Here is a 21888-nt window from a genome sequence, read left to right on the forward strand (position 1 = left end):
CTTTAAAAGAAAAAGCAAGATGAACCTTTTACTCAAGTGGAATGACGACTGAGCGATATCAATATATATATCAAGATGCAATGTCATGAAATGAAAAGTTAAGGGAGGATATTTATGCCGATTGAGCATGCTGCAGCTGTAAAGTTAAGCGAACAATATCAACAGGTCAGGTCCTTATCAGAAAAACTAGCATCAAAACTTCAAAATGAAGATACGATCATTCAGGCAATGCCTGATGTCAGTCCTCCAAAATGGCACCTTGCCCATACAACATGGTTTTTTGAACGATTTATTTTAAAAGAAAACGATTCTTCTTATGTCCCGTTTAACCCTCAGTTTGATTATCTATTTAACTCCTATTATGAAACGATTGGTTCCTATCATCCGCGTCACTCCAGAGGGGTGTTATCCAGACCGTCAATGGATGAAATCTATGAATTCCGTAATCATGTAGATGAAGCCATCATTCAACTCGTCAATCAATTTGAAAGTCAGCTGCCTCAGGAGATACACGATCTGATCGAGATCGGTCTTCAGCATGAACAGCAGCATCAAGAACTTCTTTTAACAGATGTGAAATATAATTTTTCATGCACTCCTTTATTGCCTCAATTTGCTGAACCTAAGACTTTCCAGCTTCCACAATCAAATACCGAAACAACGTATATCAATATTGAAGGCGGTCTTGTAGAGATCGGATATTCTGGTGCAGGTTTTTCGTTCGATAATGAACGGCCGCGTCATAAAGTATGGCTTGAGCCTTACCGGCTGGCTTCTCATCCTGTAACGAATGGTGAATACATCTCATTTATAGAAGCCGGCGGTTATGAACAGCCGGAGCACTGGCTGTCTGATGGCTGGGCCACCGTAAAAAAAGAGAAGTGGAAGCACCCCCTTTATTGGAGGAAAACCGAAGACGGCTGGTATACATTTACCTTAACAGGCGAAAAGAAACTCAGCCTGGATGAGCCGGTTTGTCATATCAGTTTTTATGAAGCAGATGCGTTTGCAAGATGGAGCGGGAAAAGGCTCCCGACTGAAGCCGAATGGGAACATGCGATGGCTTCAATTCCAATCGACGGGAATTTTGCGGAAAGTGAGTGCTATCATCCTGTTGTGGATCATTCAGAAAACTTAGCTCCATTTAAACAAGTTTACGGAGATGTGTGGGAATGGACGAGCAGCCCGTACACATCTTATCCACGGAGCAAACCGCTTGAGGGTGCACTTGGCGAGTACAACGCGAAGTTCATGTGCAACCAGATTGTTTTACGAGGCGGATCCTGTGCATCCTCACAATCCCATATTCGTCCGACATACCGCAACTTCTTTCCAGCAGACAAAAGGTGGCAGTTCAGCGGATTGCGTTTAGCGGAGGACCAATCATGAAAGCCGTTAAACAGAACGTGCATTATCATGTCGGGAATGAAAACGAAACAGATATGTACAGTGAAATTTTGAACGGTTTAAAATCATCACCTAAATCAATCTCACCCAAATATTTCTATGATAAAAAAGGTTCCGAGCTTTTCGAATCGATCACAATGCTGCGGGAATATTATCCGACAAGAACAGAGTTATTTATTTTAAAAAAATATAAAAACGATATAGCAAATGCAGCAGGAACAGACAGTGCGCTTATTGAGTTTGGGAGCGGCAGCAGTGAAAAAGTAAGGACACTTTTAGAAGCGATGCCTGACTTGAAAGAATATGTGCCGATTGATATCTCGAAAGATTTTCTTTATCAATCTGCTAGAGCGTTATCAATGGAATACCCAGATTTAAATGTTCATGCAGTCTCAGCGGATTATACCGCTAAATTTGCAATGCCAAAACTTGAATCAAAACGAAAAGTTGTATTTTTTCCAGGTTCAACAATCGGAAATTTTGAGCCGCATGAAATGGAGGAGTTCTTGAAACAAACGGCTGACCAATTAAAACCAGGCGGAGGTCTATTGATTGGTGTGGATTTGAAAAAAGATCACGCCGTCTTAAATGCTGCTTACAATGATAAAAAGGGAGTTACACGTGAGTTTAATTTGAATCTGCTCAATCGATTAAACCGTGAACTGCTGGCAAACTTTAAGCTTGAAGATTTCAGTCATCATGCTTTTTACAACGCTGAAAAAGGCCGGGTTGAGATGCATCTTGTAAGCTTGAAGAATCAGGTGATCACCATTGGTGACGTTCAGATTGCCTTCCAAGAAGGAGAGACTATTCACACAGAAAACTCCTATAAATTTACGATTGAAGAGTTCCACCAGATCGCCGCCATGTGCGGATTTAAATCAAAGAAAGTCTGGTGCGATGAAAGGCAATGGTTCAGCATGCACTATCTTGAAGTCATTTAAGGTAAAAAGGACCGAATTTTGTTTTCGGTCTTTTTTTCTTTTACAATGAATGGAGAATGCTTTAAGGGAGGTCAAGATGTTTGCTGCCATTTTTTTATTTATAATTGCTGGAATTGCCGAGATTGGCGGAGGATATCTCGTATGGCTTTGGCTCCGCGAATCAAAGCCGATTACATATGGAATAGCTGGAAGTTTAATTTTAGTCGCCTATGGCGTGATCCCCACTTTACAGAATTTCCCGACGTTCGGAAGGGTCTATGCTGCATATGGCGGTGTATTTATCATATTAGCGGTACTATGGGGCTGGCTGATAGACAAGAAAACACCAGATATGTATGACTGGCTTGGTGCAGGAATCTGCTTAATAGGAGTTTCTGTCATGCTTTGGGCACCGAGGAGTTAGCTTTTTTGTATATATATTAAAACACTGGGCCGTTTCATTGGGCATTTTTCACAAAAAAGCAGATAATATAGAAAAAGCGTGAAAGAAGGTTTTATAGATGGAACTAAAAGGAATTCACCACGTCTCAGCGCTTACGGCAAATGCTCCTGAGAATTTTAAGTTTTATACAGAAGTGATGGGGCTCAGACTGATCAAGAAAACCGTGAACCAGGATGACACGAGTGTTTATCATTTATTTTATGGTGATGAAAAAGGAAATCCAGGAACGGAGCTTACGTTTTTTGAGATACCGATGGCTGGCCGCAACCATGATGGAAACAATTCGATTTCTGCGATCTCACTTCGTGTAAAAGATGATGCATCATTAAATTACTGGGAAAATCGATTAAAAGAACATGGAATTGAAACAGAAGGGATCAAAGACCGTGCAGGACGGCAGACTCTCGCGTTTCGTGATTTTGAAGGGCAGCGTCTTATCTTAGTTTCTGATGAAAATAACAAAGGTGTAGCAGGCGGAACTCCTTGGAGTAAAAGTACAACTCCAGAAGAAACAGCGATTATTGGACTTGGTCCTGTTCGATTAACTGTTCCTGCAGCTGAGCCAACCATACAAGTGTTAACAGAACTTTTAGGGTTCCGTAAAAGAGGATCATACTCTGCAGAAATTTCTGGTCAGCCTGATATTATTGTTTTAGAAACTGGAGAAGGCGGATCTGGGGCTGAGATTCATATTGAAGAACGGACAGATCTGCCGCAGGAACGTCTTGGCCGCGGGGGAGTGCATCATGTCGCATTCCGTGTAGATAATGAAGATGAACTGCGTGAATGGATTGAAAAAGTAAGAACATCCAGATTCCCTAACTCTGGATTCGTTGATCGTTTCTATTTTAAATCACTTTATTTCCGGGAGCCTAATCGCATTCTTTTCGAGCTTGCGACAGACGGACCAGGTTTTGATACAGACGAGGAATTAGAGCATCTTGGAGAATCATTGGCACTCCCGCCGTTTCTAGAACCGCAGCGTGAAGAAATAGAAGCACGGCTTAAACCGCTGAATACAAAAGCTTAAATAAGGAATGACGCTTGAATCAAACTTGATGATTCAGGCGTTTTTTTTTTAAATCTGTAATAAAAACTGCAAATTAGGAAAAAGTAAAAAACGCTAGGTATGACTTATATAACCTTTTCTAAAAGATTGTTGTTTTGGGTGGTTTTTTGTAATTTGCCTCCATTGGCACGTTGATTGGAGTGTAAGGTGCGAGACTCCTGCGGGATCAGTGTGACAGGTGAGACCACTCATGGTGCAAAAGCACCGAGAGGGCTCACCGCACACCCCGCGGAAAGCGAGCATCCTGAAACGGAGATCAACTTCTTTCAAAAACAACAACGAAAACAGCCTATTTAAAAGAGTGGAGGAGAACTAAATGTTCCTAAAGTGGTTAACTGGATTGTTATTAATCGCACACCCCGTCAATCAGCCTGATAGCTTAACAGTGAGCCAGCAAGGGAAAATAATCGCCGAGGTGAATCGCACTCAATTTTCTGCCTCGATTCCAGGCATACCTATGATCGATGATGAAAAATACGACCGATTTGTAGATAAGCTCGAGAAACAAACCTACAAAGCCCCTGTTAACGCCAAGATCAATGATGTCGGAGGTGTCGTTCCTGGAGAAGTAGGCTACAGATTAAATCGGCTCATGTTTAAAGAAAGCTTTTACACCTATTTTTTCAGTAAAGGCTCCACGAAGATAGATGTTCCCGAGGTTAATATTTATCCAAAGGTGGATACAGAGCTCCTTGCACATATTAAAACTCAGCAGATTGGACAATACATAACCTACTTTAATTCTAACAATAAAAGCCGTTCCAACAATATTGAACTAGCTTCAAAAGCATTAGACAGCCATGTCGTTTTCCCTGGCGAAACCTTTTCTTTTAATCAAGTTGTTGGAAATCGAACAATAGCTAAAGGGTATATGCGTGCCCCTATTATTGTCAGGGGTGAATTATCTGAAGGTGTTGGCGGAGGAATATGCCAGGTATCCTCTACTCTTTTTAATGCTGTTGATCGGGCAGGATTAAAGATCGTGCAGCGTTATTCTCACAGCAAGAGGGTTCCGTATGTTCCTTCTGGCAGAGATGCAACGGTCAGCTGGTACGGTCCTGATTTTCAATTTAAGAATCAATACAATCAGCCTATTTTAATTAGAGCTAAGAGATATGGCGGAAGTATGATGGTCAAGCTCTATTCCTCTGATGTGATCAATATGAAAACAAGAAAAGTACCAAATGCACCAACCAGTCTTCCGAAAGAAATCCATATCGAGCAGAATGTGCATTTTTCTAACCCAGAGAGATAATAAAAATGTACAATAATGTAATTAGAGATCGTGATTTGGGGAGTTGAAGGTATTGCAAACGTTAGAGAAATTAAGCGAAAGATTCTGGTATCAAACACCTGTCTCTGAAACAGACAGACCGATTTTAGGAGCAGTAGTTGGAGACAATATGACGCTGATGATCGATGCTGGGAACTCAGAAAATCATGCAAAATACTTTTTAAAAGAATTAAGCAAAAACGGTATACGCAAGCCGGGTCTTGCTGTTATTACGCATTGGCACTGGGATCACATTTTTGGGATGTCAGCCTTAGACTTTCCGTCAATTGCCTTCAGCCAAACAAAAGCTAAAATGAAAGAACTTAAACCTTTTTCTTGGGATGATGCAGCGCTGGATGAGAGGGTAAAGCAAGGAATTGAAATTGAGTTTTGTGCAACCGCTATCAAAAAAGAATTCCAAGAACACCGAAAGATTAATATAAAGCTTCCAACAATTACGTTTGATGAAAAAATAGACATTGACCTTGGCGGTGTGACCTGTATCGTGCAGCATGTTGGGGGAGATCATACGGCGGATTCTTCAATCGTTTACATAAAGGAAGAGAAGATTTTATTTTTGGCAGATTGCATATATGCGAACATGTACGCACCGCAAAATAACTACACGGTATCGAATACACTTAAGCTTTTGGATGTAATCGATACGTTTGATGCAGAAACGTATATTCTATCTCATTGGAAACCAGTTTCAAAATCAGAGTACAGCCAAGAGGCGAAGACATTAAGAAGTGTGGCAAATCTTACTGAAAAATTTAAAGGGGAAAAGCAAGCCATTACAGAAGCCTATAGAGAGTGGATAGGCCGGGAACTGAATGGAAATGAAATCGAGACGATTCAGTTTTTTGTGAATGGCTATGAGTTATATCAATAACTTACAGCAACTTTTCTAAAGGCTGTTTTCTAAAAGATTGGTAGGTACCTTGGTGTATATTTGTTATCTATCTCCATTGACTAGTTGATTTGAGAGCAAGGTACGAGACTCCTGCGTGCCAACCACCTGAAGATACTTCTTGCAAGGCATGCGACGAGGAACGCACTTCGTAAGGATTTGCTTGTAGACGCAGGAGCACACATACTTCCTTGAAGGTGAGACTTCTAAAGGCGCAAAGCGCGAGAAGGCTCACCGCCCGCCCCGCGGAAAGCGAGCATCCTGGAGCGGAAATCAACCACTTCCAAAGGCATCAATGATTGCGAAATAAGAAAATCAAGATTAGGAGAATAAGATGATACAAGAATTTAAGATTATGATAGAACAGCTTGGTGGTATTGAAAGACAGATCCGGGTCTTCCTCCCAGCTGGGTATGAGGAAACTGAAGAAACCTATCCGGTTTTGTATATGCATGACGGACAAAATCTTTTTCGTGATGAAGATGCTAGTTATGGCGTATCTTGGGGTCTTGCTGACTATCTGGAAGAAAGTAAAACACCGCTTATAATTGTAGGGATTGACTGCAATCATGAAGGATTTGAGCGCCTTAATGAATATGGTCCTTGGGAAAACCCGACTGTAGGACCAGAACTGCTTCAGATAGATGGTGTTTTTGGAGGAAAAGGGGAAGCGTATCTTGAATTTTTGCTTTATACATTAAAGCCGTTCATTGATGAAAAGTACCGAACGAAACCCGAAGTGACTTTAATGGCAGGGAGTTCAATGGGCGGGCTGATTTCAACCTATGCAGCATGCCGATATCCGCACATTTACAGCAGAATAGCAAGCTTGTCGTCTGCGTTTTGGTTCAACCAGCAGGAAATTGAAAGCTTCATAGAGGAAAGTGACTTGAGTGCTGTAGAAAAGTTTTATATGGACATAGGAACAGATGAAGATACTTCAAAAGTCGATGCAGGACATTACATTCGTTCTTCAGAAAAAGTATATGAAAAGCTCAAGGAAAAGGGTATTGAAGTACGCTTTGAAGTAGCAGAGGGCGGAAAGCATCATGAATCAGCTTGGCGTGAAAGAATGCCGGAAATCATTGATTACTTGATGAAATAAGGAGCTGGAAGTATTGATCACATTTGAAAAAATGAGCAATAAAGAATTTAAGAGCTACATAGAGTTTATGATTCCGGATTACGCAAAAGATACGGCTGAGCACTATCTGATGTCGATGGAAGAGGCAAACGAAAAAGCAGAAAAGCAGATCGAAAGCCTGCAGATCAAGAGAATACAGAGGGACAAAATCTTTATCATATTAAGAATGAAGAAAGACTCGCAGGCTACCTTTGGTTTCATGTTATGAAAGAGGAGAAAAAAGCATTTCTCTATCATATTTACATCCTTGACGCTTTTAGAAAACAGGGAATTGCACGTGAAGCGCTGCGTTTTTTTGAAGAAGAAGCCAGAAAGCTTGGTGCAGCGTCACTAGGTTTACATGTATTCGGAAGCAACGAAAATGCGATAGAACTTTATAGAAAGCTAGGGTTTAAGCAGGCATCTGTTTCGATGAACAAAATTTTGTAACCGTTTAAAAAAGGAGAGGGTAAACATGCGCAAAATTGGATTACAGCTATACTCCATACAAACAGAGGCTGAAAAAGATCTGCTTGGAACTTTGGAAAAAGTTAGTGACATGGGCTATGACAGTGTTCAGTTTGCCGGACTTTTCGGAATATCAGCCAAAGAAGTGAAGAAAGTGCTCGACTCAACAGGCCTGACCGTTGCGGGCGCACATATTCCTTTGGAACGTTTTTCAGGAGATGCTTTTAAGCGGCAACTGGAAGAACAGATGGTGCTCGGAAATGACTTGATGATCATGCCATATTTAACAGAAGAACAGAGACAGTCGATTGATGATTATAAGCGCGTAGCTGATACGCTTAACGAAGCAGGCGTTAGAAGCAAAGAGTATGGGATAAGGGTGGCTTATCATAATCATGATTTCGAGTTTTATAAGTTAGAAGGAAAACTGCCGTTTGATGTTATTTTTCAAGAAACCGATTCTGAACTTGTAAAAATGGAGCTTGATACATACTGGGCAAAGTATGCAGGATTTGAACCGGAAGAACTATTAAACAAATATAAATATCGCTGTGTTTCCTTTCACTTAAAAGATATGACAACAAAAGACGATAAGAAAGTAAGTACGATCGCGGGTTCAGGCATTTTGGACATGAGGGGATTTCTAGAGATTGCGGATGAAGAAAGAATTGATTACTGCGTTATCGAACAGGAGTATTTTGAAGGAAATCCGCTTATGGAAGTAGAAAAAGGGGTTCAGAACATTAAAGCACTTTTATAAGGAGATAGATTAGTGGAAGAACTAAAGATTGTACCTTTTTCTGAAAAATACTTTTCGGAAATACAGGAACTGAACAAAAAGGAAGGCTGGAATCAGCTTGTTGAGCGTTATAAAGAAACATTTGATGCATGGAAAAATTCAAATGCAGCGTATGTCGTAATCGGACCGAACGAAAAAGCAGCAGGTTATATTCGTGGTCTGACAGACAAGAATGTCACGATTTATATTTGTGAAATGCTTGTTTCAGAAGAGTTTAGAGGCAAAGGGTTAGGCGGAAAGCTTTTAAAGTATGTGCATAGTTTGTATCCGCGGGCAAGAATGGAAATGCTCGCATCAAGTACATCGCATACTTTCTATGAAGCTAAGAATTTCAGACCTTTTTACGGTTTTCGCAAAACGTATGAGGAATAACAAATTATTAGGAGGCGTTTGCTATGAGTGAAAAAGTAACGAGTATTGCTCCGATTCAAAGTCACATTAATAATGTTTTTGTTCACGTGTCTGATCTGAAAAAATCAGTAGAGTGGTATGCGAAGCTGCTCAGAATCACGATTGAAATGGATAAAGTACAGTCACCTGTTCATAACATCCCTGTCACTGGTCAAACCGGTTTATCACTTGATGATCACACGTTTGATCCGACGTTTCATCGCACGCCAGGAACAGGGCCGATGTTTAATTTATTTGCTCCAGACATCGATGCTGCTTATGCCGATATAAAAGAAAAAAACATCAAGGTCATCCGTGAGATCGAGTGGCATGTGGAAGTCGCTTGGTTCAATGTGGAAGATCCGGATGGTAATGTTGTCATGATATGTAACTGCTAACAAAAACGGGGGTTGTTTTATGAAAGAAACGCTGACGATTCTTCACACAAATGATTTGCACGGACATTATGAACATGCTTCAAGACAGTCTGCTTTTATTAAGAAAAGAAAACAGGAACTATTGAGTCAAAATCAAAACGTTATCGTTGTGGATGGCGGTGATCATATGGACATGAGCATGAATGAGTGCCTTGCAACGGATGGATACATCCATCTCGATATGGTCTCAGCTACGGGCTATGACGCGATGTCAGTTGGTAATAATGAGCTGCTTCGTCTGCCAAAAGAAAAAATCAGGCAGTTAAGCTTGGATTCAAAAGTACCATGGCTGCTGCTTAATCTTGAAGAAGCCGATGGTTCACAAATTGGCGGCACGAAAAAATCGATGATGCTTGAAGCGGGAGAACATCTGAAAATCGGTTTATTTGGTGCGACTGATCTGTTTGAAGATCTTTATGAGAGAAAACATGGCTTTAAAAACCGGGAGACGTTAACAGAAATAAAAAATGAAGTTGCACATCTAAGAAATGAAGGAGCAAATCTAATTGTTTTCCTTTCTCATTTGGGACTTGAAGCTGACCGAGAACTAGCTAAGGAACTATCTGGATTAGTAGATGTAATAGTCGGTGCCCACACGCATAACATCTTGCTTCAGCCAGAGACCGTTTCAGATGTAATCATCGTACAAGCAGGCTGTTACGGTCAATATGTTGGAGAACTAACGATAACTGTGGATCTTGAAACTAAGAAAGTTACCGATCATTATGGCAAGTTAGCAGAGATAAGCCTGGATGATGAATCGGATGCTGAATTAGAAGAAGTGCTGAAGAACGGGAGAATGAAAGCTGAACAATTCTTATCAGAAGTCCTTATAGAATCTGAGGATGATCTTTCACACGAACAGCTTGTGATGATGACAGCTCATAGTTTAAAAGAGTATTGGGATGCAGATGCAGGAATCATGTATGGCGGCGGATTTATTGATGGCTTAAGCTGCGGGAAGATAACAAAGAGAAGTGTTCTGAACGTTTGTAAAAGCATGCATACACCAATCATCATGGAGCTAACCGGGAAACAGCTTGCTGGTCTCATCAAAGAGACATATATCGAGGATGTGACGAACAAACGCGTTTACGGAGGCGGTTTTCGTCCTCATGGAATTCCAATTGGAAAGCTTCAGTTTTCAGGAATAAGCTGGAACAGTGAGGCTGAAAATGTGTCGGACATCCGTGTGGACGGAGAAGAGATCGATTTTACAAAAACGTATAAAATCGGGACGGGGACACCGCTCTTGTATGAAGAGGTCTGCGGTTATCCGAGTGTTGAAGGAAACAAACTGATCGAACTCGGTAAAGATATCATGATAAAAGATGTACTTATGGATTATATGAAAAAACAATCTGAAGCAAAAAAAACGACGGTGTGATGTGTGAGAAAACTCATTTTTATTGTCATAACAATCATTGCGATGATTTTTGTGATTCGCTCATGCAGTGATAATAATGAGAAAATTGGGAGCTCTATTCCAGAAGCGGTATTAAACATTGTTAATAAAGACGAAAAAAATACCGTAAAACTAGCAATTTCTTCTGATGATAAACCGGAGTATACAATAGCTGACAAAGACTTGTATAAAATCTTCAACATGAATGGAAGTTACATTGTACAAGAGTTTGAAGATTATAAAAACGATGAGAAAATTGATTTTCAATACGAAATAAACATATTTGAATACGGGATCTTATCGTGGTATTTAGACTAACGATTCTAAGCTAACTCAAAAAGGCAGTTTTGATGCTGAAGAGTTAGCTTTTCTTCATACTTCGTAATTACATATTTTACCTTCTATGTGATAAAGTGATAAATAGAATGACTTGGGAGGGATTAGGTTGAACGAGTTAAACCTTGAAAGTTTAAAGGTAGAGTTTGATAGCCTTGTAAACGTGCAAATCGGTTCTGCTGAAGACTTGAAAGCTTTTTTGTCTGATCAAAAGAAACTGTACGAAAAAGTTGAAGAAAAAATGATGAGGCATTACATCGCCTTTCAATGTCAGAGTGATGATGAGGAGAACAAAAGGAAGTATGAGTTCGATCAGCAGCATATAAAGCCGCTTTACAAAAAGTATCAATCTTTACTAGATGAGAAGCTGTTAGAATCACCTTTCTTAAGCGATCTTCCGGACAATGAATATGGGGAATTTAAAAAGAAGCTGCGTGTACAGTTTGCACTTTTTCAGGAAGCGAACCTCGAGATTGAAAAGCATGAAGATGCCCTGGTCAATCAGTATTTCGAGATTGCAGGGAGCTTGACCGCAAATTGGGAAGGCGAAGAGGTAACGTTAAGTGACATATATGTGCATGCTAGAGATTCCAATCGGGATACGAGAGAAAAAGCCTGGGATGCAATGTACACTCCAATTTTGAAGGAAGAAGAAAAGGTTCAAAAAATCTTGGATGAACTGATTCAGCTTCGTGTGAAAAAAGCAGAGAACGCTGGCCTTCCAAACTTTACAGAGTATATGTTTAAGAAATACAACCGTTTTGATTACACGCCAGAGGATTGCAATCAGCTTGCTGAATCGATCAGAGAAAATGTCGTGCCCCTTACCTTGCAGTTAGAAAAGGAGCATAAGCAAGAACTGAATGTAGAGTTATATAGACCGTGGGATGTTACGGGTGTATCTGACAGCAAAAAGCCTTTGAAACCCGTAGATTCTGCTGAAGATTTAATAGGAAAATCAGCCAAAGTTCTAGGTGAACTTCATCCGTCTTTTGGTTCCCTCGTACATGAGATGAATGAAAAGGGACTTCTGGATTTAACGAGCAGAAAGGGGAAAACACAAGGGGGTTTTTGTGAATCGTTGCCGGAAACAGGACTTTCTTTTATCTTTATGAACCTGTCGAACACAGACAGTGATTTAATTGTCTTCATGCATGAGATGGGGCATGGCATTCATGATATGCTGAAAAGAGATCAGGAAGTTTATGCGAACAAACAAATACCGATGGAGTCAGCTGAACTCGCAAGTATGAGTATGGAGTTGCTGACAGCAAACCGCTGGAATGAATTTTATAAAAGTGAAGAAGAACTGAAGCGTTCAAAAAAAGAACATTTAAAATCAGCAGTGATGCTTCTTCCTTATATCATGGTAGTTGACCAGTTCCAGCATTGGCTCTACAAAAATCCGAGTCATTCATGGGAAGAGCGAAATAAGAAATTCGGTGAGATACAGGATAGATACGCTGCTTCGATTGTCCAATGGGATGGCTATGAGGATTGGAAAGAAAAGAACTGGCTGAAAATCCTTCATATCTTTGAGGTTCCTTTTTATTTTATTGAGTATGCAATCGCACAGCTTGGTGCACTGCAATTGTATAAACAATACAAAGAGAACCCTGAAAAAACAATAGAGAATTATATAGAAGCACTGAGGCTTGGAAGTTCCAAGTCTTTGCCTGAAGTGTATGAGGCCGCAGGGGTGAAATTTGACTTTTCATCAAAAACAATAGCGGAACTAATGGAATTTGTAGCTAAGGAATTAGATCTCCTGACTGTGTAATAAATATACACTTGTAAATAATTAAAGAATTTAAATGTTTTTAAAGGTATTCAATAGACTTAGTAGAACTATAAAGAGTGAGGTACCCATTTTTTTACAAAATTCTTGTTTGTTTTTATATTAAAATTTTGAAGAGGTGCCCATAAATTCTTGTCAAAACCGGTTGGTGAGAGAGTTTCGTTCTGTTACACCGACATACCTTTTCCGATATTGAGCCGGATTCTATTTCCAGTGCCTAAAGAAGAGTGTACACTGGATTTCTCAATAACGAGACGTAAATTATGCATCATTAGACTTAAATGTTAAGTTTGACGGTTATTTTTCCTTTGAAGAGGGAAAATAGGGAAAAAGATGTTGTCTTGCATATTTACAGAGGCTATTTATTCGGAAGATTGAGGGGTGAAGGGTAATGAGAAAACAGGATGACGAGAAGATCTGGGATACTGGTACATCTGATTTTGAAGAGGGCGATAAAATAACCTTTCACAATACCGAACAAGGTGTTGAGAAGACATATATCGTCAAAAGTGTTAAAGAGAACGGTGACATTGAATTAGTATATTCAGCAAATAAAAATCAAACTCACATGCAATAATGGGTTCTGATAAGAACAAGCAAAAACAGCTCACGCGGGTGAGCTGTTTTTCTTTTTGGCTGTTAGATGTGGTTGATTTCTGCTCCAGGATGCTCGCTTTCCGCGTGGCGTGCGGTGAGTCTCATTCAAGGAAGCATTTGTGCTCCTGCGTATGCGGGCAAATCCTGCCGAGGTGGGATTCCTCGTCGCATGCCTTGCAAGAAGAATACTCAAGTAGCTGGCACGCTGCTCCCGCAGGAGTCTCGCACCTTCCGCTCCAATCAACTTGTCTACGAAGGGTCTAAACAAAAACGAATCGAAAGGAATATACTTTTAGAAAATAGCCTTCTTATTGGTTTGAGAATTGTGGCTAGAAAATATAGTTCATTTTGATGATTTATTATGGCATAAATATATACTCACCATTGGAATGATAAATAATGGGTGTTTAGTAACCGGTCAAAAGGGATACATATGAGGAAGTAATACAAATTGAGAGGAAGTATAACGATGAACAAGAAACCATTGATAGGACTTACAAGTACTGTTATGTCTATAAATACAATTGAAACACAGAATGAAAATGTAGATACAATCGTTGTTTATAATAAATTTGCGGAAACAGTCAGAGATGCTGGAGGAGTCCCTGTAGTAATTCCGATGGGAAAACCTGAGGAAGCTGATTACTATGCAAAACTATGTGACGGAATTATTTTTACAGGCGGTGAGGATATCAGTTCCATAACGTATGGGGAAGAGCCACATCCTAAAGTAAAAAAAGTGAATAAACATCGTGATGATTTTGAAATTGAATTAGTAAAAAAAGCACGGGAAAATGAAAGAGCGATTTTGGCGATGTGCCGAGGGTATCACTTATTGAATGTCTCTTATGGCGGTACGATAGTTCAGGATGTCGTAAGTGAATTCGAGGACAGCATCAACCACTTCCAATCATCTGCAACAAGAACTGAGCCATCTCACACTGTGACGATCGATGAAAATAGTAAACTTTATAAAATAGTTGGTGAGAAGGAAGTAGCGGTTAATAGCTTCCACCACCAGGCGATTGGAGAAGTAGGTAAAGGCTTGCGCGTAGCAGCAAGAGCTGCAGACGGTATAATTGAAGCGCTGGAGCTTGAAGACGAAAAGGCTACATTCTTGCTTGGAACACAATGGCATCCAGAAGAACTAAGACATGAAAACAAAAACATGATGGCGATTATCACAACCTTTATTGAAGCAGCAAGTAAGACTAAGAAATAAATTTTACAAAAACCTCCAATTGTTGGGGGTTTTTTGTTACGAAGAAAAGAAAACAGGGTAGTAACATCACAGAACATATATTGAAATGATTGTTTTGAAAAATTGCTAAATTTTTGCAAAAAGAAACTTTTTCTGTTGTAAGCCGTAAAATAGGATAGAAATTATTGAGGAGGTTGTCTCATGAATATATCGAGACTTTTGAAATGGGTAACAGGCGGAATTGAAGCGTTCCTTGGAATTCCCTTCTTAGGAGGCCTTATCATTGTAGGTTCTGGCTGGGCTCCGCTTCAGTTTATGTTCGTTCTCCACTTGGTTACATTGATAATTTGTGTTGTGCAAAAAGAAAGATTTTACGGCAGCGTTTTAGGATTAATAACATCTGTTGTAGGTTTTATACCAATTTTGGGAATGATCATGCACATCGTAACAGCTCTTGTCTTGTTTGTGGATGCTGCACGAGGCGGTCGTAAAAAGAAGAATGAACATATAATTGATGCGAAATAGAGATTTTCCAGTTCGGAGTTCCCACACAGCTGACTATTTTACAGCCTAAATAGAATATAATGAAATGAACCTTGAACATGGAATGTGTTTGAGGTTTTTGTATGTGCGGGGTATTCTTGACGGAAAAGGTTTTGGCTGGTGTCGAAAAGTCTATATAAGATTATTTACGGCTTAAAAAATAAAATTACAGCTTAAAAAATAAAATTACGGCTTATAAATTTTTTTTACAGCTTATAAAAGATATTCTCAACTCGTAGATACCTTTGGGGGTATAGACAATGGCCAAGGAGGTTTCTGTAAAAATGAAAGATCATCTTGTATTTGTGTATGGAACTTTGCGAAAAGGTGAGAAATATTCATATTACTTGAACAAAGCGGAGTGTTTAGAAGAGAATTGTACGATCGAAGGACAGCTTTATGATACTGGCTGGGGCTACCCGGCATTATTATTAGAAAGCGGTATAGTTCCTGTGAAAGGTGAGCTTTATAGAGTATCATCTGAACAGTTAAAAGAACTCGATAGGCTTGAAGATTATGAAGAGTATGGTGCAAATAATTTGTATGAGCGGATAATAACCAAAGTTACAACGGAAAAAGGAGAACAAGAAGCAATTGTTTATGTGATGGCTTCAATAAAAGACCATTTTAACAAGATAGACGGGAATGACTGGATTTTACGCAAAAAATAAAACGACAAACAAAAAAGAGGCTGCCATAAATCATGGTAACCTCTTTAATATGAAAGGTAAATCAACTGCTTTTCTATTTGATAATCATTGTGCTAATGGACTGAACGGCAGATTCTACGTCTTTAAACTTCTCTAGGGAGTTAGTCTCAATCTGAATAATCTCGAAAGTATTCTCGTTCTTGGAGTACTTGACAGAAAAAACGGCATTATTGTTTTCGCTAAAGGTGTGTGTAATATCAGATTCAATATATTGTTTGTTCTGCAAGTTTAAAAGTATAGCTTTCACATCTTGTTGGTTCATGATACATCGTCCCCTTCCTATTATGGGGGATCACCTAAGAACCCAAATAATAAAATATTTTCCTTGATTAACTTTTATGGTATCATAGTAAATTTTGAAAGTACAGGTAACACAAGACCTATTCTCCATGATTTACTGGGTTTTTATCGTCAAAATCGCTTCTACTTCGACATTACCTTTCAATGCTCGTGAAATCATACACGAATGCTCAGCCTTTATAGCGAGTTTTTGCAGCAATGTCGAAAATTTTTTTAACTGCTCTTCTTTGATGGTGACGACTGGTCTATGAGTGATCTTTTCATAAGTGATTACACCATCCGTAACATCTACAAATCCCTCTGATTCCATCGTTAAATCTATTTTATCCACCTTGCTTCGCTCTATCATGGCAGCAAGTGTGATGATATAGCAAGTTGCAGCAGCTCCTAATAGCATTTCGTCTGGGTTTGTACCAATTCCAGGACCGTCCATTTCTGGCGGGATCGATACAATCGTTTTAAGATTCTTCGTTGCAATCGATCCAGTGTCATTACGACCTCCAGGCCAATGTGCTTTTAAATGAAAAACATGTTGAGCCATCCGATATCCCACCCTCTTTAACATATCTCTAGTGTAAAGCATATTAACTTACACGTCACATTTGCTGATTATGGAGAAATATTTTTCGTGAAATGTTTAGCTTGAATGGCTGGAAAATAAAACTGAGGTCTAAATGTGTGTGAAATGGAGCAAACACCCTAAGCAAAAACTTAAAAACAGAGTGGGAAATAAATTGTTGGGGGTCAGTCCCTCATGTATACTTAAGCTTATTAAGGATAATTTAGGAGATGGCAAGAGATGGTACATAAGGAAAGCAATCTAAAATTGGTTGTTGCTGGTTTATTGCTGGGTATTTTAATGGCTGCCATGGACAACACGATCGTTGCTACCGCCATGGGGACGATTGTTGCAGATCTTGGGGGCTTTGATAAATTTGTTTGGGTAACAGGAGCTTATATGGTTGCTGTTATGGCAGGAATGCCGATCTACGGCAAGCTTTCAGATATGTATGGAAGAAAGCGGTTCTTTATCTTTGGACTTGTGGTATTCCTCCTGGGCTCTATGCTTTGCGGACTTGCTCAAAGTATGGAGCAGCTTATCGCGTTCCGTGCCATTCAGGGAATTGGCGGCGGGGCACTGATGCCGATCGCTTTTACCATTGTTTTTGACATCTTTCCACCTGAGAAAAGGGGGAAGATGACAGGGCTTCTGGGAGCTGTTTTTGGAACTTCAAGTGTCCTTGGTCCTTTGCTAGGAGCGTTCATTACGGATGCCATCAGCTGGCATTGGGTGTTTTATATTAATGTTCCGATTGGTGCAGCATCTTTTTATCTCATTTACCGTTATTATAGTGAAACCCTTGAACACCGCGAACAAAAAATTGACTGGTGGGGTGCAATCACTCTTGTTGTTGCGGTTGTTAGTTTAATGTTCGCCCTTGAACTTGGAGGGAAAGCATATGCATGGGACTCAACGCCAATCGTTGCTTTGTTCACGATCTTTACCGTCTTTTTTATCGTGTTTTTTGCAGTGGAGCAAAAAGCGACTGAGCCGATTATATCTTTTTGGATGTTTAAAAGACGCCTTTTTGCAACTTCTCAAATTCTAGGTTTTTTATATGGCAGCACATTTATAATTTTGGCGGTATTTATCCCGATCTTTGTTCAGGCAGTTTATGGCGGGTCAGCAACGAGTGCTGGAATGATTCTTACGCCAATGATGCTGGGATCTGTAGCGGGAAGTATGGTGGGTGGTATCTTCCAGACCAAGACAACCTTCCGAAATCTTATGATTGTTTCTGTCATTGCTTATTTCACAGGGATGTACTTGCTTAGTGGTATAACACCTGATACTACAAGGTTGATGCTTACCTTATTTATGATACTTGTTGGTTTTGGAATGGGCTTTTCGTTTTCATTGCTGCCTACCGCAACGATCAATGGTATGGAGTTCCGTCACCGCGGATCTGCCAACTCAACAAACGCATTCCTTCGTTCTTTAGGGATGACGATAGGTGTAACAATCTTTGGAGCACTTCAGAACCGCGTTTTCTATGAAAAATTAAGTGAGAACCTGCAAGGGCAGGGGGAAGCAGCGGAAGGAACATTCAGCAGCATAGATCCTCAAAAGGTATTCCAACCCGAAGAGAGATCCAAAATACCTGCCGATATACTTGAAGGTATAACTGCTTCGGTGTCAGATTCGATCGCTGCTGTTTTCACGTATGCACTTATTCCGATTGCTATATCAGCCGTTGTGATTTTGTTAATGGGGAATGAGCGAGTGAAAATCTCTGCAAAAGAAAAGATAAAATCTGAATAGTATTAAAAATGACGCTTGGATTCGATACCAAGCGTCTTCTTATTTATTTAACCATTTTTGTATTTACATAACCTAAAAGGATTACGTAACCGATTACCATAACAGGAAACAGAATTTGTGTATTAGGATGATCAATGAAAGCACCGACTAACATGGCTAGACCAATAATAAAAGTATAAGAACCTACAAGCTTAGCCAGCCGGTCTTGATCATGTACTCTTCGCTGATTAAAGCCAGATAAAATCCATGTTTGTTTCTTTACGCCTATCAGAAAGGCTAATACCAACAGAACAGCGGCAGTAATTAATAAAGTATTGTTCATCTTTTAATCCCCTCATTTTTTATCGTTTTCTAACAATAGAAGGTCCAATAAAAAAGCTAATCATGAAAGTTAAACTGATATAAATAATTAAGTAGTCAACTTGAATCAAGTGTTGTTTAAACAGAAGCTGGGAGACTAGTAAATAAACAAGAAGAATTAAATTGGAAAAAGCAAAAGATTGAAGGGTGAACTTTCTGAGGTTGTCATTGACTCTTTCGTCATACTCGATTTCATCATTTGCGTTTCTTTTTTGAACGCGGAAGTATTTTATCCCGCCAACTAAAACAACTAGACCTGCAAGAAAGCCCCAGCGTAAATCAGAGGTTACTAAACTCATTAAACTAAAGCAGACAACCGCTGAGATAAAAACATTAAAATAGTTTACGTTCATACCAAGACACCCCTTTTTGTATCATTCTTCAATCCAAAACAATTCATCTACTGGTGTTTCTAAGTACTTGCTTATGAGCAAACATACACGGATCGTCGGATTGTACTTCTGTGCTTCAATTAAATTCATCGTTTGCCGTGTGACTCCAACAAGTTTAGCAAAATCACCTTGAGTTAAGTTTTCTTTTTCAATTCGAACGATTTTTACTTTGTTTTTTATTGTGAACTCACTCAAGAAAAACACCAATCCTTTCCAATTATACACTTTAAATGTAATATATATATTAAAAATATCAATTATATATTACAGTGTAAACAATAAAACTTTTGCTAAACTCTTTTCTAAAAGATTGTTGCCACTGAGAGATTTTGCCCGAAAATCTTCATTGCATAGTTAATTGGAGCGAAAGGACGAGACTCCTGCAGGATGAGTGGTACAGGTGAGACCACTCAATGTCGCGAGGCGACGAGGGGGCTCACCGGCCACCCTACGGAAAGCGAGTCCTGTAGCGGAAATTAACCTCTTACATACAACAAAGTTTACAAAAACAGCTAAAAAAATACACCTCAGAAGAGATGCATTTTAAGCTGAATGTGTAAGTTGTTTTTCTTTTTTCGGAAATATGGTATACGACAATGAAATGACAAAATCAATGGCAAGAATGAGAGCCCATATACGGGTAACGTTATTGGCTGTATCATTTTTATAGAACAAATCTGTCTCCTCCTGGTCATACCAATCTTCAAACAGGGTATCGAGCTGAATAGATGAAACAGCATCAGATAAACCAAACATAAAAAAGAACAATACCTGGAAAGCTGTGAAAACAAGTAAATGTCCAAATAAGTTTTTTCTTTCTTGTTTAGCATGTTCTACTCCATAAAGCGGTTTTACGCTCGCTATTTCAGGTTCTGACAGCCCGCGCCAATTTGCCACTTTTCGCTGTATAAAACTATCAAGTTTTTGAAAATCACTTTTTCCATAAAGAAATGCATACGCGATTACAATTAAAATGATGATTTGATAAGCAGAAAATTCGCCTGTCCTCAAATAATCGAAATAACCCATCGTAGCAATCCATAAATCATTTACGATAAATAATACAAAGAAAGCGGTGCTCAGTCTTTTCAGGTTAAACCAGTATCTTACAACCAAAAACGAAAGAGTAGATACCCAGAAAATGACTTCTGCTAGAATAAGAAACGCCCACTTATTGTCCAAAACAAAATCCACTGAAGTCCGCATCCTCTCAAATATGGTATTTAATTTCCAATAATCAGAATACCACTTCTAAATGGATAAGTCTCCTATCAAATGTATCAAATTATAAAAAGTCATGTAACAAACTGATTGTATATAAGCACTTTTTTAATTAATATCATACAAATGCTCTTCTTCTTATAAGGTTAAAATAACAAGTTTATTCTAAATTCCTTTTTATGGTAAAATGAAAAGAGCAAAGAAAAGAGGGGACATGCATGTATTCTGACTTTAGTGATGAGCTTCGCAGGATTCGGATCACATTAATCGTGATTGCGATAATAATGGTATTCTTACCGGGCAGCAGCAATGTCACAGTTGACCATAATTACGACGATATGTCATACCAAGGAAGTAAATTTCATAAAAACCTTGTTCCGCTTGGAAATGGGTATTTTGGTTTGTTTAGCGGAGATACGGAATTGAAGGATGACAATGAAATGAAAGTCTATTTCTATGATGAAAAAGAAAACAAAATGATGCTTATGAGAGAGGTGAATCTGGATACGGTAGAATTGGCTGCAGAATAAAAAAAGTGCTTGAGAACACTTTCTCAAGCACTTATATTTTAGAAATACAACACAATAAACAATCCAGCGACAAGACAATATAAAGCAAAATAACCAAGGTTGCCGCGCTTCATAATCCCCATGAACCACTTTAGTGAAAAGTAGGAGAAGATGAGAGATGCAATAAATGCACCTGCATAAGGCAATGCCATCTCACTGAAGTTAGATGATCCAGCGATGTCTCCTATAGATAATAAAAAGGTTCCAAGACTTACAGGTATATATAAGAAGAAGGAGAAACGAAGGGCTGTATCCTGTTTCATGCCGAGCGCCATACAGGCTACAATCGTTGCTCCTGAACGGCTGATTCCGGGAATCAACGCAACAGCTTGTGCGAATCCAACGATAACAGCATCTTTTACAGTCAGGCTTTTATCTCCCTTATATCCTTTTAAATTTCGAATTAAATACAATGCAACTGCTGTTGCAAGCAGGGCAAAGCCAACTTGCTGGATTCCTTTTAAATGTTCTCCAATCATTTCTTCAAAAAGAATACCGAGAACCGCAACTGGAATGGTCGCAAGTACTAAATAAACAGAGAACATAAAATCCGATTTATATTCTTCCTTACGAGTGGATAAATAAGCGAACGTATTCTTAATAAGCTCATATAGGTCATGTTTATAAACAAGCAGAACAGCCAGAAAGGAAGCGAAGTTAACAAGCACCTCAAAGTTTAAGTCCTTCACTTCAATACCCATAAAGTATTGAACGATTACGAGATGGCCGCTTGAAGATACAGGGATAGGTTCAGTGAAACCTTGAACCATACCGAAAAAAATGTAAATCAATAGTTCTTTTAAATCCATATGTAAGTTCACCTTTCAATCTTAGAAATCAACGTAAATATAACATTTAAAAAAAAGAAAAG

The 21888-nt window shown here is 39.2% G+C and carries 28 protein-coding genes; 21 read left to right on the forward strand and 7 right to left on the reverse strand.

The features are described 5' to 3' along the window. The first annotated feature begins 114 nt into the window (after positions 1–114). From egtB to ABE41_RS05020, 19 genes are all read left to right on the forward strand, one after another. Positions 115–1389: an ergothioneine biosynthesis protein EgtB gene (gene egtB, locus ABE41_RS04930; RefSeq protein WP_066287082.1), complete on the forward strand. Its 1275-nt coding sequence runs from the start codon at positions 115–117 to the stop codon at positions 1387–1389. After that, positions 1386–2351, forward strand: coding sequence for an L-histidine N(alpha)-methyltransferase (egtD, locus tag ABE41_RS04935; RefSeq protein ID WP_066287084.1), 966 nt, complete (start codon positions 1386–1388; stop codon positions 2349–2351). Before egtB ends, egtD begins: the two co-directional genes overlap by 4 nt. Before the next feature lie 76 nt (positions 2352–2427). Further along, the gene (locus tag ABE41_RS04940; RefSeq protein WP_066287086.1) at positions 2428–2754 is read left to right on the forward strand and encodes a YnfA family protein; all 327 of its coding nucleotides are present in this window, start codon (positions 2428–2430) and stop codon (positions 2752–2754) included. 97 nt (positions 2755–2851) lie between these two features. After that, positions 2852–3823: a ring-cleaving dioxygenase gene (locus tag ABE41_RS04945; RefSeq protein WP_066287089.1), complete on the forward strand. Its 972-nt coding sequence runs from the start codon at positions 2852–2854 to the stop codon at positions 3821–3823. A gap of 355 nt (positions 3824–4178) precedes the next feature. After that, positions 4179–5117, forward strand: a complete 939-nt coding sequence (locus tag ABE41_RS04950; protein ID WP_066287091.1) for a VanW family protein — start codon at positions 4179–4181, stop codon at positions 5115–5117. Between the two features lie 52 nt (positions 5118–5169). Next, positions 5170–6027 carry an MBL fold metallo-hydrolase gene (locus ABE41_RS04955; protein ID WP_066287093.1) on the forward strand — a complete coding sequence of 286 codons (858 nt, stop codon included), beginning with the start codon at positions 5170–5172 and terminating at the stop codon, positions 6025–6027. Between the two features lie 352 nt (positions 6028–6379). Then, entirely contained in the window at positions 6380–7150 is a 771-nt protein-coding gene (locus ABE41_RS04960) for an alpha/beta hydrolase (protein ID WP_066287095.1), read from the forward strand. A 13-nt stretch (positions 7151–7163) separates the two neighbouring features. Continuing rightward, on the forward strand, positions 7164–7397 hold the full coding sequence (locus ABE41_RS04965) for a hypothetical protein (RefSeq protein ID WP_066287097.1): 234 nt from the start codon (positions 7164–7166) through the stop codon (positions 7395–7397). Continuing rightward, the gene (locus ABE41_RS04970; protein ID WP_083207665.1) at positions 7349–7618 is read left to right on the forward strand and encodes a GNAT family N-acetyltransferase; all 270 of its coding nucleotides are present in this window, start codon (positions 7349–7351) and stop codon (positions 7616–7618) included. The genes ABE41_RS04965 and ABE41_RS04970 overlap by 49 nt, the downstream gene beginning before the upstream one ends. A 25-nt stretch (positions 7619–7643) precedes the next feature. After that, the gene (locus ABE41_RS04975) at positions 7644–8396 is read left to right on the forward strand and encodes a sugar phosphate isomerase/epimerase family protein (RefSeq protein WP_066287102.1); all 753 of its coding nucleotides are present in this window, start codon (positions 7644–7646) and stop codon (positions 8394–8396) included. Between the two features lie 12 nt (positions 8397–8408). Beyond that, positions 8409–8807 carry a GNAT family N-acetyltransferase gene (locus tag ABE41_RS04980; RefSeq protein WP_066287105.1) on the forward strand — a complete coding sequence of 133 codons (399 nt, stop codon included), beginning with the start codon at positions 8409–8411 and terminating at the stop codon, positions 8805–8807. A gap of 23 nt (positions 8808–8830) precedes the next feature. After that, positions 8831–9223, forward strand: coding sequence for a VOC family protein (locus ABE41_RS04985; RefSeq protein WP_066287106.1), 393 nt, complete (start codon positions 8831–8833; stop codon positions 9221–9223). A 19-nt stretch (positions 9224–9242) separates the two neighbouring features. After that, a complete protein-coding gene (locus tag ABE41_RS04990) occupies positions 9243–10649 on the forward strand; it encodes a bifunctional metallophosphatase/5'-nucleotidase (protein WP_066287110.1) in 1407 nt (468 codons plus the stop codon). 3 nt (positions 10650–10652) lie between these two features. After that, positions 10653–10985 carry a hypothetical protein gene (locus tag ABE41_RS04995; protein ID WP_066287114.1) on the forward strand — a complete coding sequence of 111 codons (333 nt, stop codon included), beginning with the start codon at positions 10653–10655 and terminating at the stop codon, positions 10983–10985. A 127-nt stretch (positions 10986–11112) separates the two neighbouring features. Further along, positions 11113–12783 (forward strand): M3 family oligoendopeptidase, encoded by a 1671-nt coding sequence (locus ABE41_RS05000; RefSeq protein WP_253805436.1) that lies wholly within the window; start codon positions 11113–11115, stop codon positions 12781–12783. A gap of 409 nt (positions 12784–13192) precedes the next feature. Next, positions 13193–13378 (forward strand): hypothetical protein, encoded by a 186-nt coding sequence (locus tag ABE41_RS05005; RefSeq protein ID WP_066287121.1) that lies wholly within the window; start codon positions 13193–13195, stop codon positions 13376–13378. A 489-nt stretch (positions 13379–13867) separates the two neighbouring features. Further along, the gene (locus ABE41_RS05010; RefSeq protein ID WP_066287123.1) at positions 13868–14620 is read left to right on the forward strand and encodes a gamma-glutamyl-gamma-aminobutyrate hydrolase family protein; all 753 of its coding nucleotides are present in this window, start codon (positions 13868–13870) and stop codon (positions 14618–14620) included. Positions 14621–14800: 180 nt separating this feature from the next. Then, positions 14801–15124, forward strand: a complete 324-nt coding sequence (locus tag ABE41_RS05015) for a hypothetical protein (protein WP_066287125.1) — start codon at positions 14801–14803, stop codon at positions 15122–15124. A gap of 302 nt (positions 15125–15426) precedes the next feature. Then, positions 15427–15813, forward strand: a complete 387-nt coding sequence (locus ABE41_RS05020) for a gamma-glutamylcyclotransferase family protein (protein ID WP_066294638.1) — start codon at positions 15427–15429, stop codon at positions 15811–15813. 73 nt (positions 15814–15886) lie between these two features. Here ABE41_RS05020 and ABE41_RS05025 read toward each other — a convergent pair whose 3' ends face one another. Together ABE41_RS05025 and ABE41_RS05030 are read right to left on the reverse strand one after the other, a co-directional pair. Next, positions 15887–16114, reverse strand: a complete 228-nt coding sequence (locus ABE41_RS05025) for a hypothetical protein (protein WP_066287127.1) — start codon at positions 16112–16114, stop codon at positions 15887–15889. Between the two features lie 132 nt (positions 16115–16246). Then, positions 16247–16693, reverse strand: coding sequence for an OsmC family protein (locus ABE41_RS05030; protein ID WP_066287129.1), 447 nt, complete (start codon positions 16691–16693; stop codon positions 16247–16249). A 258-nt stretch (positions 16694–16951) separates the two neighbouring features. Between ABE41_RS05030 and ABE41_RS05035 the strand changes: the two genes are divergently transcribed. Then, entirely contained in the window at positions 16952–18475 is a 1524-nt protein-coding gene (locus tag ABE41_RS05035) for an MDR family MFS transporter (protein ID WP_066287130.1), read from the forward strand. Positions 18476–18518: 43 nt separating this feature from the next. Here ABE41_RS05035 and ABE41_RS05040 read toward each other — a convergent pair whose 3' ends face one another. The 4 genes from ABE41_RS05040 to ABE41_RS05055 all read right to left on the reverse strand — a co-directional run bounded on the left by ABE41_RS05040 (position 18519) and on the right by ABE41_RS05055 (position 20421). Beyond that, positions 18519–18797 (reverse strand): DUF3784 domain-containing protein, encoded by a 279-nt coding sequence (locus ABE41_RS05040; RefSeq protein WP_066287132.1) that lies wholly within the window; start codon positions 18795–18797, stop codon positions 18519–18521. Between the two features lie 19 nt (positions 18798–18816). Continuing rightward, positions 18817–19188, reverse strand: a complete 372-nt coding sequence (locus ABE41_RS05045) for a hypothetical protein (protein WP_066287134.1) — start codon at positions 19186–19188, stop codon at positions 18817–18819. Between the two features lie 21 nt (positions 19189–19209). Continuing rightward, a complete protein-coding gene (locus ABE41_RS05050) occupies positions 19210–19422 on the reverse strand; it encodes a helix-turn-helix transcriptional regulator (protein ID WP_172827331.1) in 213 nt (70 codons plus the stop codon). Positions 19423–19770: 348 nt separating this feature from the next. Beyond that, positions 19771–20421, reverse strand: a complete 651-nt coding sequence (locus ABE41_RS05055; protein ID WP_083207667.1) for a hypothetical protein — start codon at positions 20419–20421, stop codon at positions 19771–19773. A gap of 245 nt (positions 20422–20666) precedes the next feature. Here ABE41_RS05055 and ABE41_RS05060 point away from each other — a divergent pair, with 245 nt between their 5' ends. Further along, complete coding sequence (locus tag ABE41_RS05060) at positions 20667–20978, forward strand: hypothetical protein (protein ID WP_066287137.1); 312 nt, start codon at positions 20667–20669, stop codon at positions 20976–20978. Between the two features lie 38 nt (positions 20979–21016). Here the strand turns inward: ABE41_RS05060 and ABE41_RS05065 are convergent, their stop codons facing one another. Beyond that, positions 21017–21826, reverse strand: a complete 810-nt coding sequence (locus ABE41_RS05065) for an undecaprenyl-diphosphate phosphatase (protein WP_066287139.1) — start codon at positions 21824–21826, stop codon at positions 21017–21019. Positions 21827–21888 lie beyond the last annotated feature (62 nt).

The sequence above is a fragment of the Fictibacillus arsenicus genome, assembly GCF_001642935.1.
Classification (GTDB): Bacteria; Bacillota; Bacilli; order Bacillales; family Fictibacillaceae; genus Fictibacillus; species Fictibacillus arsenicus_B.

What these genes read in the sequence shown, in the direction of transcription:
- egtD (WP_066287084.1), top strand. Translation starts at nt 1,386, where the DNA reads ATGAAAGCCGTTAAACAGAACGTGCATTATCATGTCGGGAATGAAAAC.
- ABE41_RS04960 (WP_066287095.1), top strand. Translation starts at nt 6,380, where the DNA reads ATGATACAAGAATTTAAGATTATGATAGAACAGCTTGGTGGTATTGAA.
- ABE41_RS05040 (WP_066287132.1), bottom strand. Translation starts at nt 18,797, where the DNA reads ATGAACAATACTTTATTAATTACTGCCGCTGTTCTGTTGGTATTAGCC.
- egtB (WP_066287082.1), top strand. Translation starts at nt 115, where the DNA reads ATGCCGATTGAGCATGCTGCAGCTGTAAAGTTAAGCGAACAATATCAA.
- ABE41_RS05030 (WP_066287129.1), bottom strand. Translation starts at nt 16,693, where the DNA reads ATGGCTCAACATGTTTTTCATTTAAAAGCACATTGGCCTGGAGGTCGT.
- ABE41_RS05010 (WP_066287123.1), top strand. Translation starts at nt 13,868, where the DNA reads ATGAACAAGAAACCATTGATAGGACTTACAAGTACTGTTATGTCTATA.
- ABE41_RS05045 (WP_066287134.1), bottom strand. Translation starts at nt 19,188, where the DNA reads ATGAACGTAAACTATTTTAATGTTTTTATCTCAGCGGTTGTCTGCTTT.
- ABE41_RS04990 (WP_066287110.1), top strand. Translation starts at nt 9,243, where the DNA reads ATGAAAGAAACGCTGACGATTCTTCACACAAATGATTTGCACGGACAT.
- ABE41_RS05005 (WP_066287121.1), top strand. Translation starts at nt 13,193, where the DNA reads ATGAGAAAACAGGATGACGAGAAGATCTGGGATACTGGTACATCTGAT.
- ABE41_RS05020 (WP_066294638.1), top strand. Translation starts at nt 15,427, where the DNA reads ATGAAAGATCATCTTGTATTTGTGTATGGAACTTTGCGAAAAGGTGAG.
- ABE41_RS04940 (WP_066287086.1), top strand. Translation starts at nt 2,428, where the DNA reads ATGTTTGCTGCCATTTTTTTATTTATAATTGCTGGAATTGCCGAGATT.
- ABE41_RS05035 (WP_066287130.1), top strand. Translation starts at nt 16,952, where the DNA reads ATGGTACATAAGGAAAGCAATCTAAAATTGGTTGTTGCTGGTTTATTG.
- ABE41_RS05015 (WP_066287125.1), top strand. Translation starts at nt 14,801, where the DNA reads ATGAATATATCGAGACTTTTGAAATGGGTAACAGGCGGAATTGAAGCG.
- ABE41_RS04950 (WP_066287091.1), top strand. Translation starts at nt 4,179, where the DNA reads ATGTTCCTAAAGTGGTTAACTGGATTGTTATTAATCGCACACCCCGTC.
- ABE41_RS04985 (WP_066287106.1), top strand. Translation starts at nt 8,831, where the DNA reads ATGAGTGAAAAAGTAACGAGTATTGCTCCGATTCAAAGTCACATTAAT.
- ABE41_RS05060 (WP_066287137.1), top strand. Translation starts at nt 20,667, where the DNA reads ATGTATTCTGACTTTAGTGATGAGCTTCGCAGGATTCGGATCACATTA.
- ABE41_RS04945 (WP_066287089.1), top strand. Translation starts at nt 2,852, where the DNA reads ATGGAACTAAAAGGAATTCACCACGTCTCAGCGCTTACGGCAAATGCT.
- ABE41_RS05065 (WP_066287139.1), bottom strand. Translation starts at nt 21,826, where the DNA reads ATGGATTTAAAAGAACTATTGATTTACATTTTTTTCGGTATGGTTCAA.
- ABE41_RS05025 (WP_066287127.1), bottom strand. Translation starts at nt 16,114, where the DNA reads ATGAACCAACAAGATGTGAAAGCTATACTTTTAAACTTGCAGAACAAA.
- ABE41_RS04975 (WP_066287102.1), top strand. Translation starts at nt 7,644, where the DNA reads ATGCGCAAAATTGGATTACAGCTATACTCCATACAAACAGAGGCTGAA.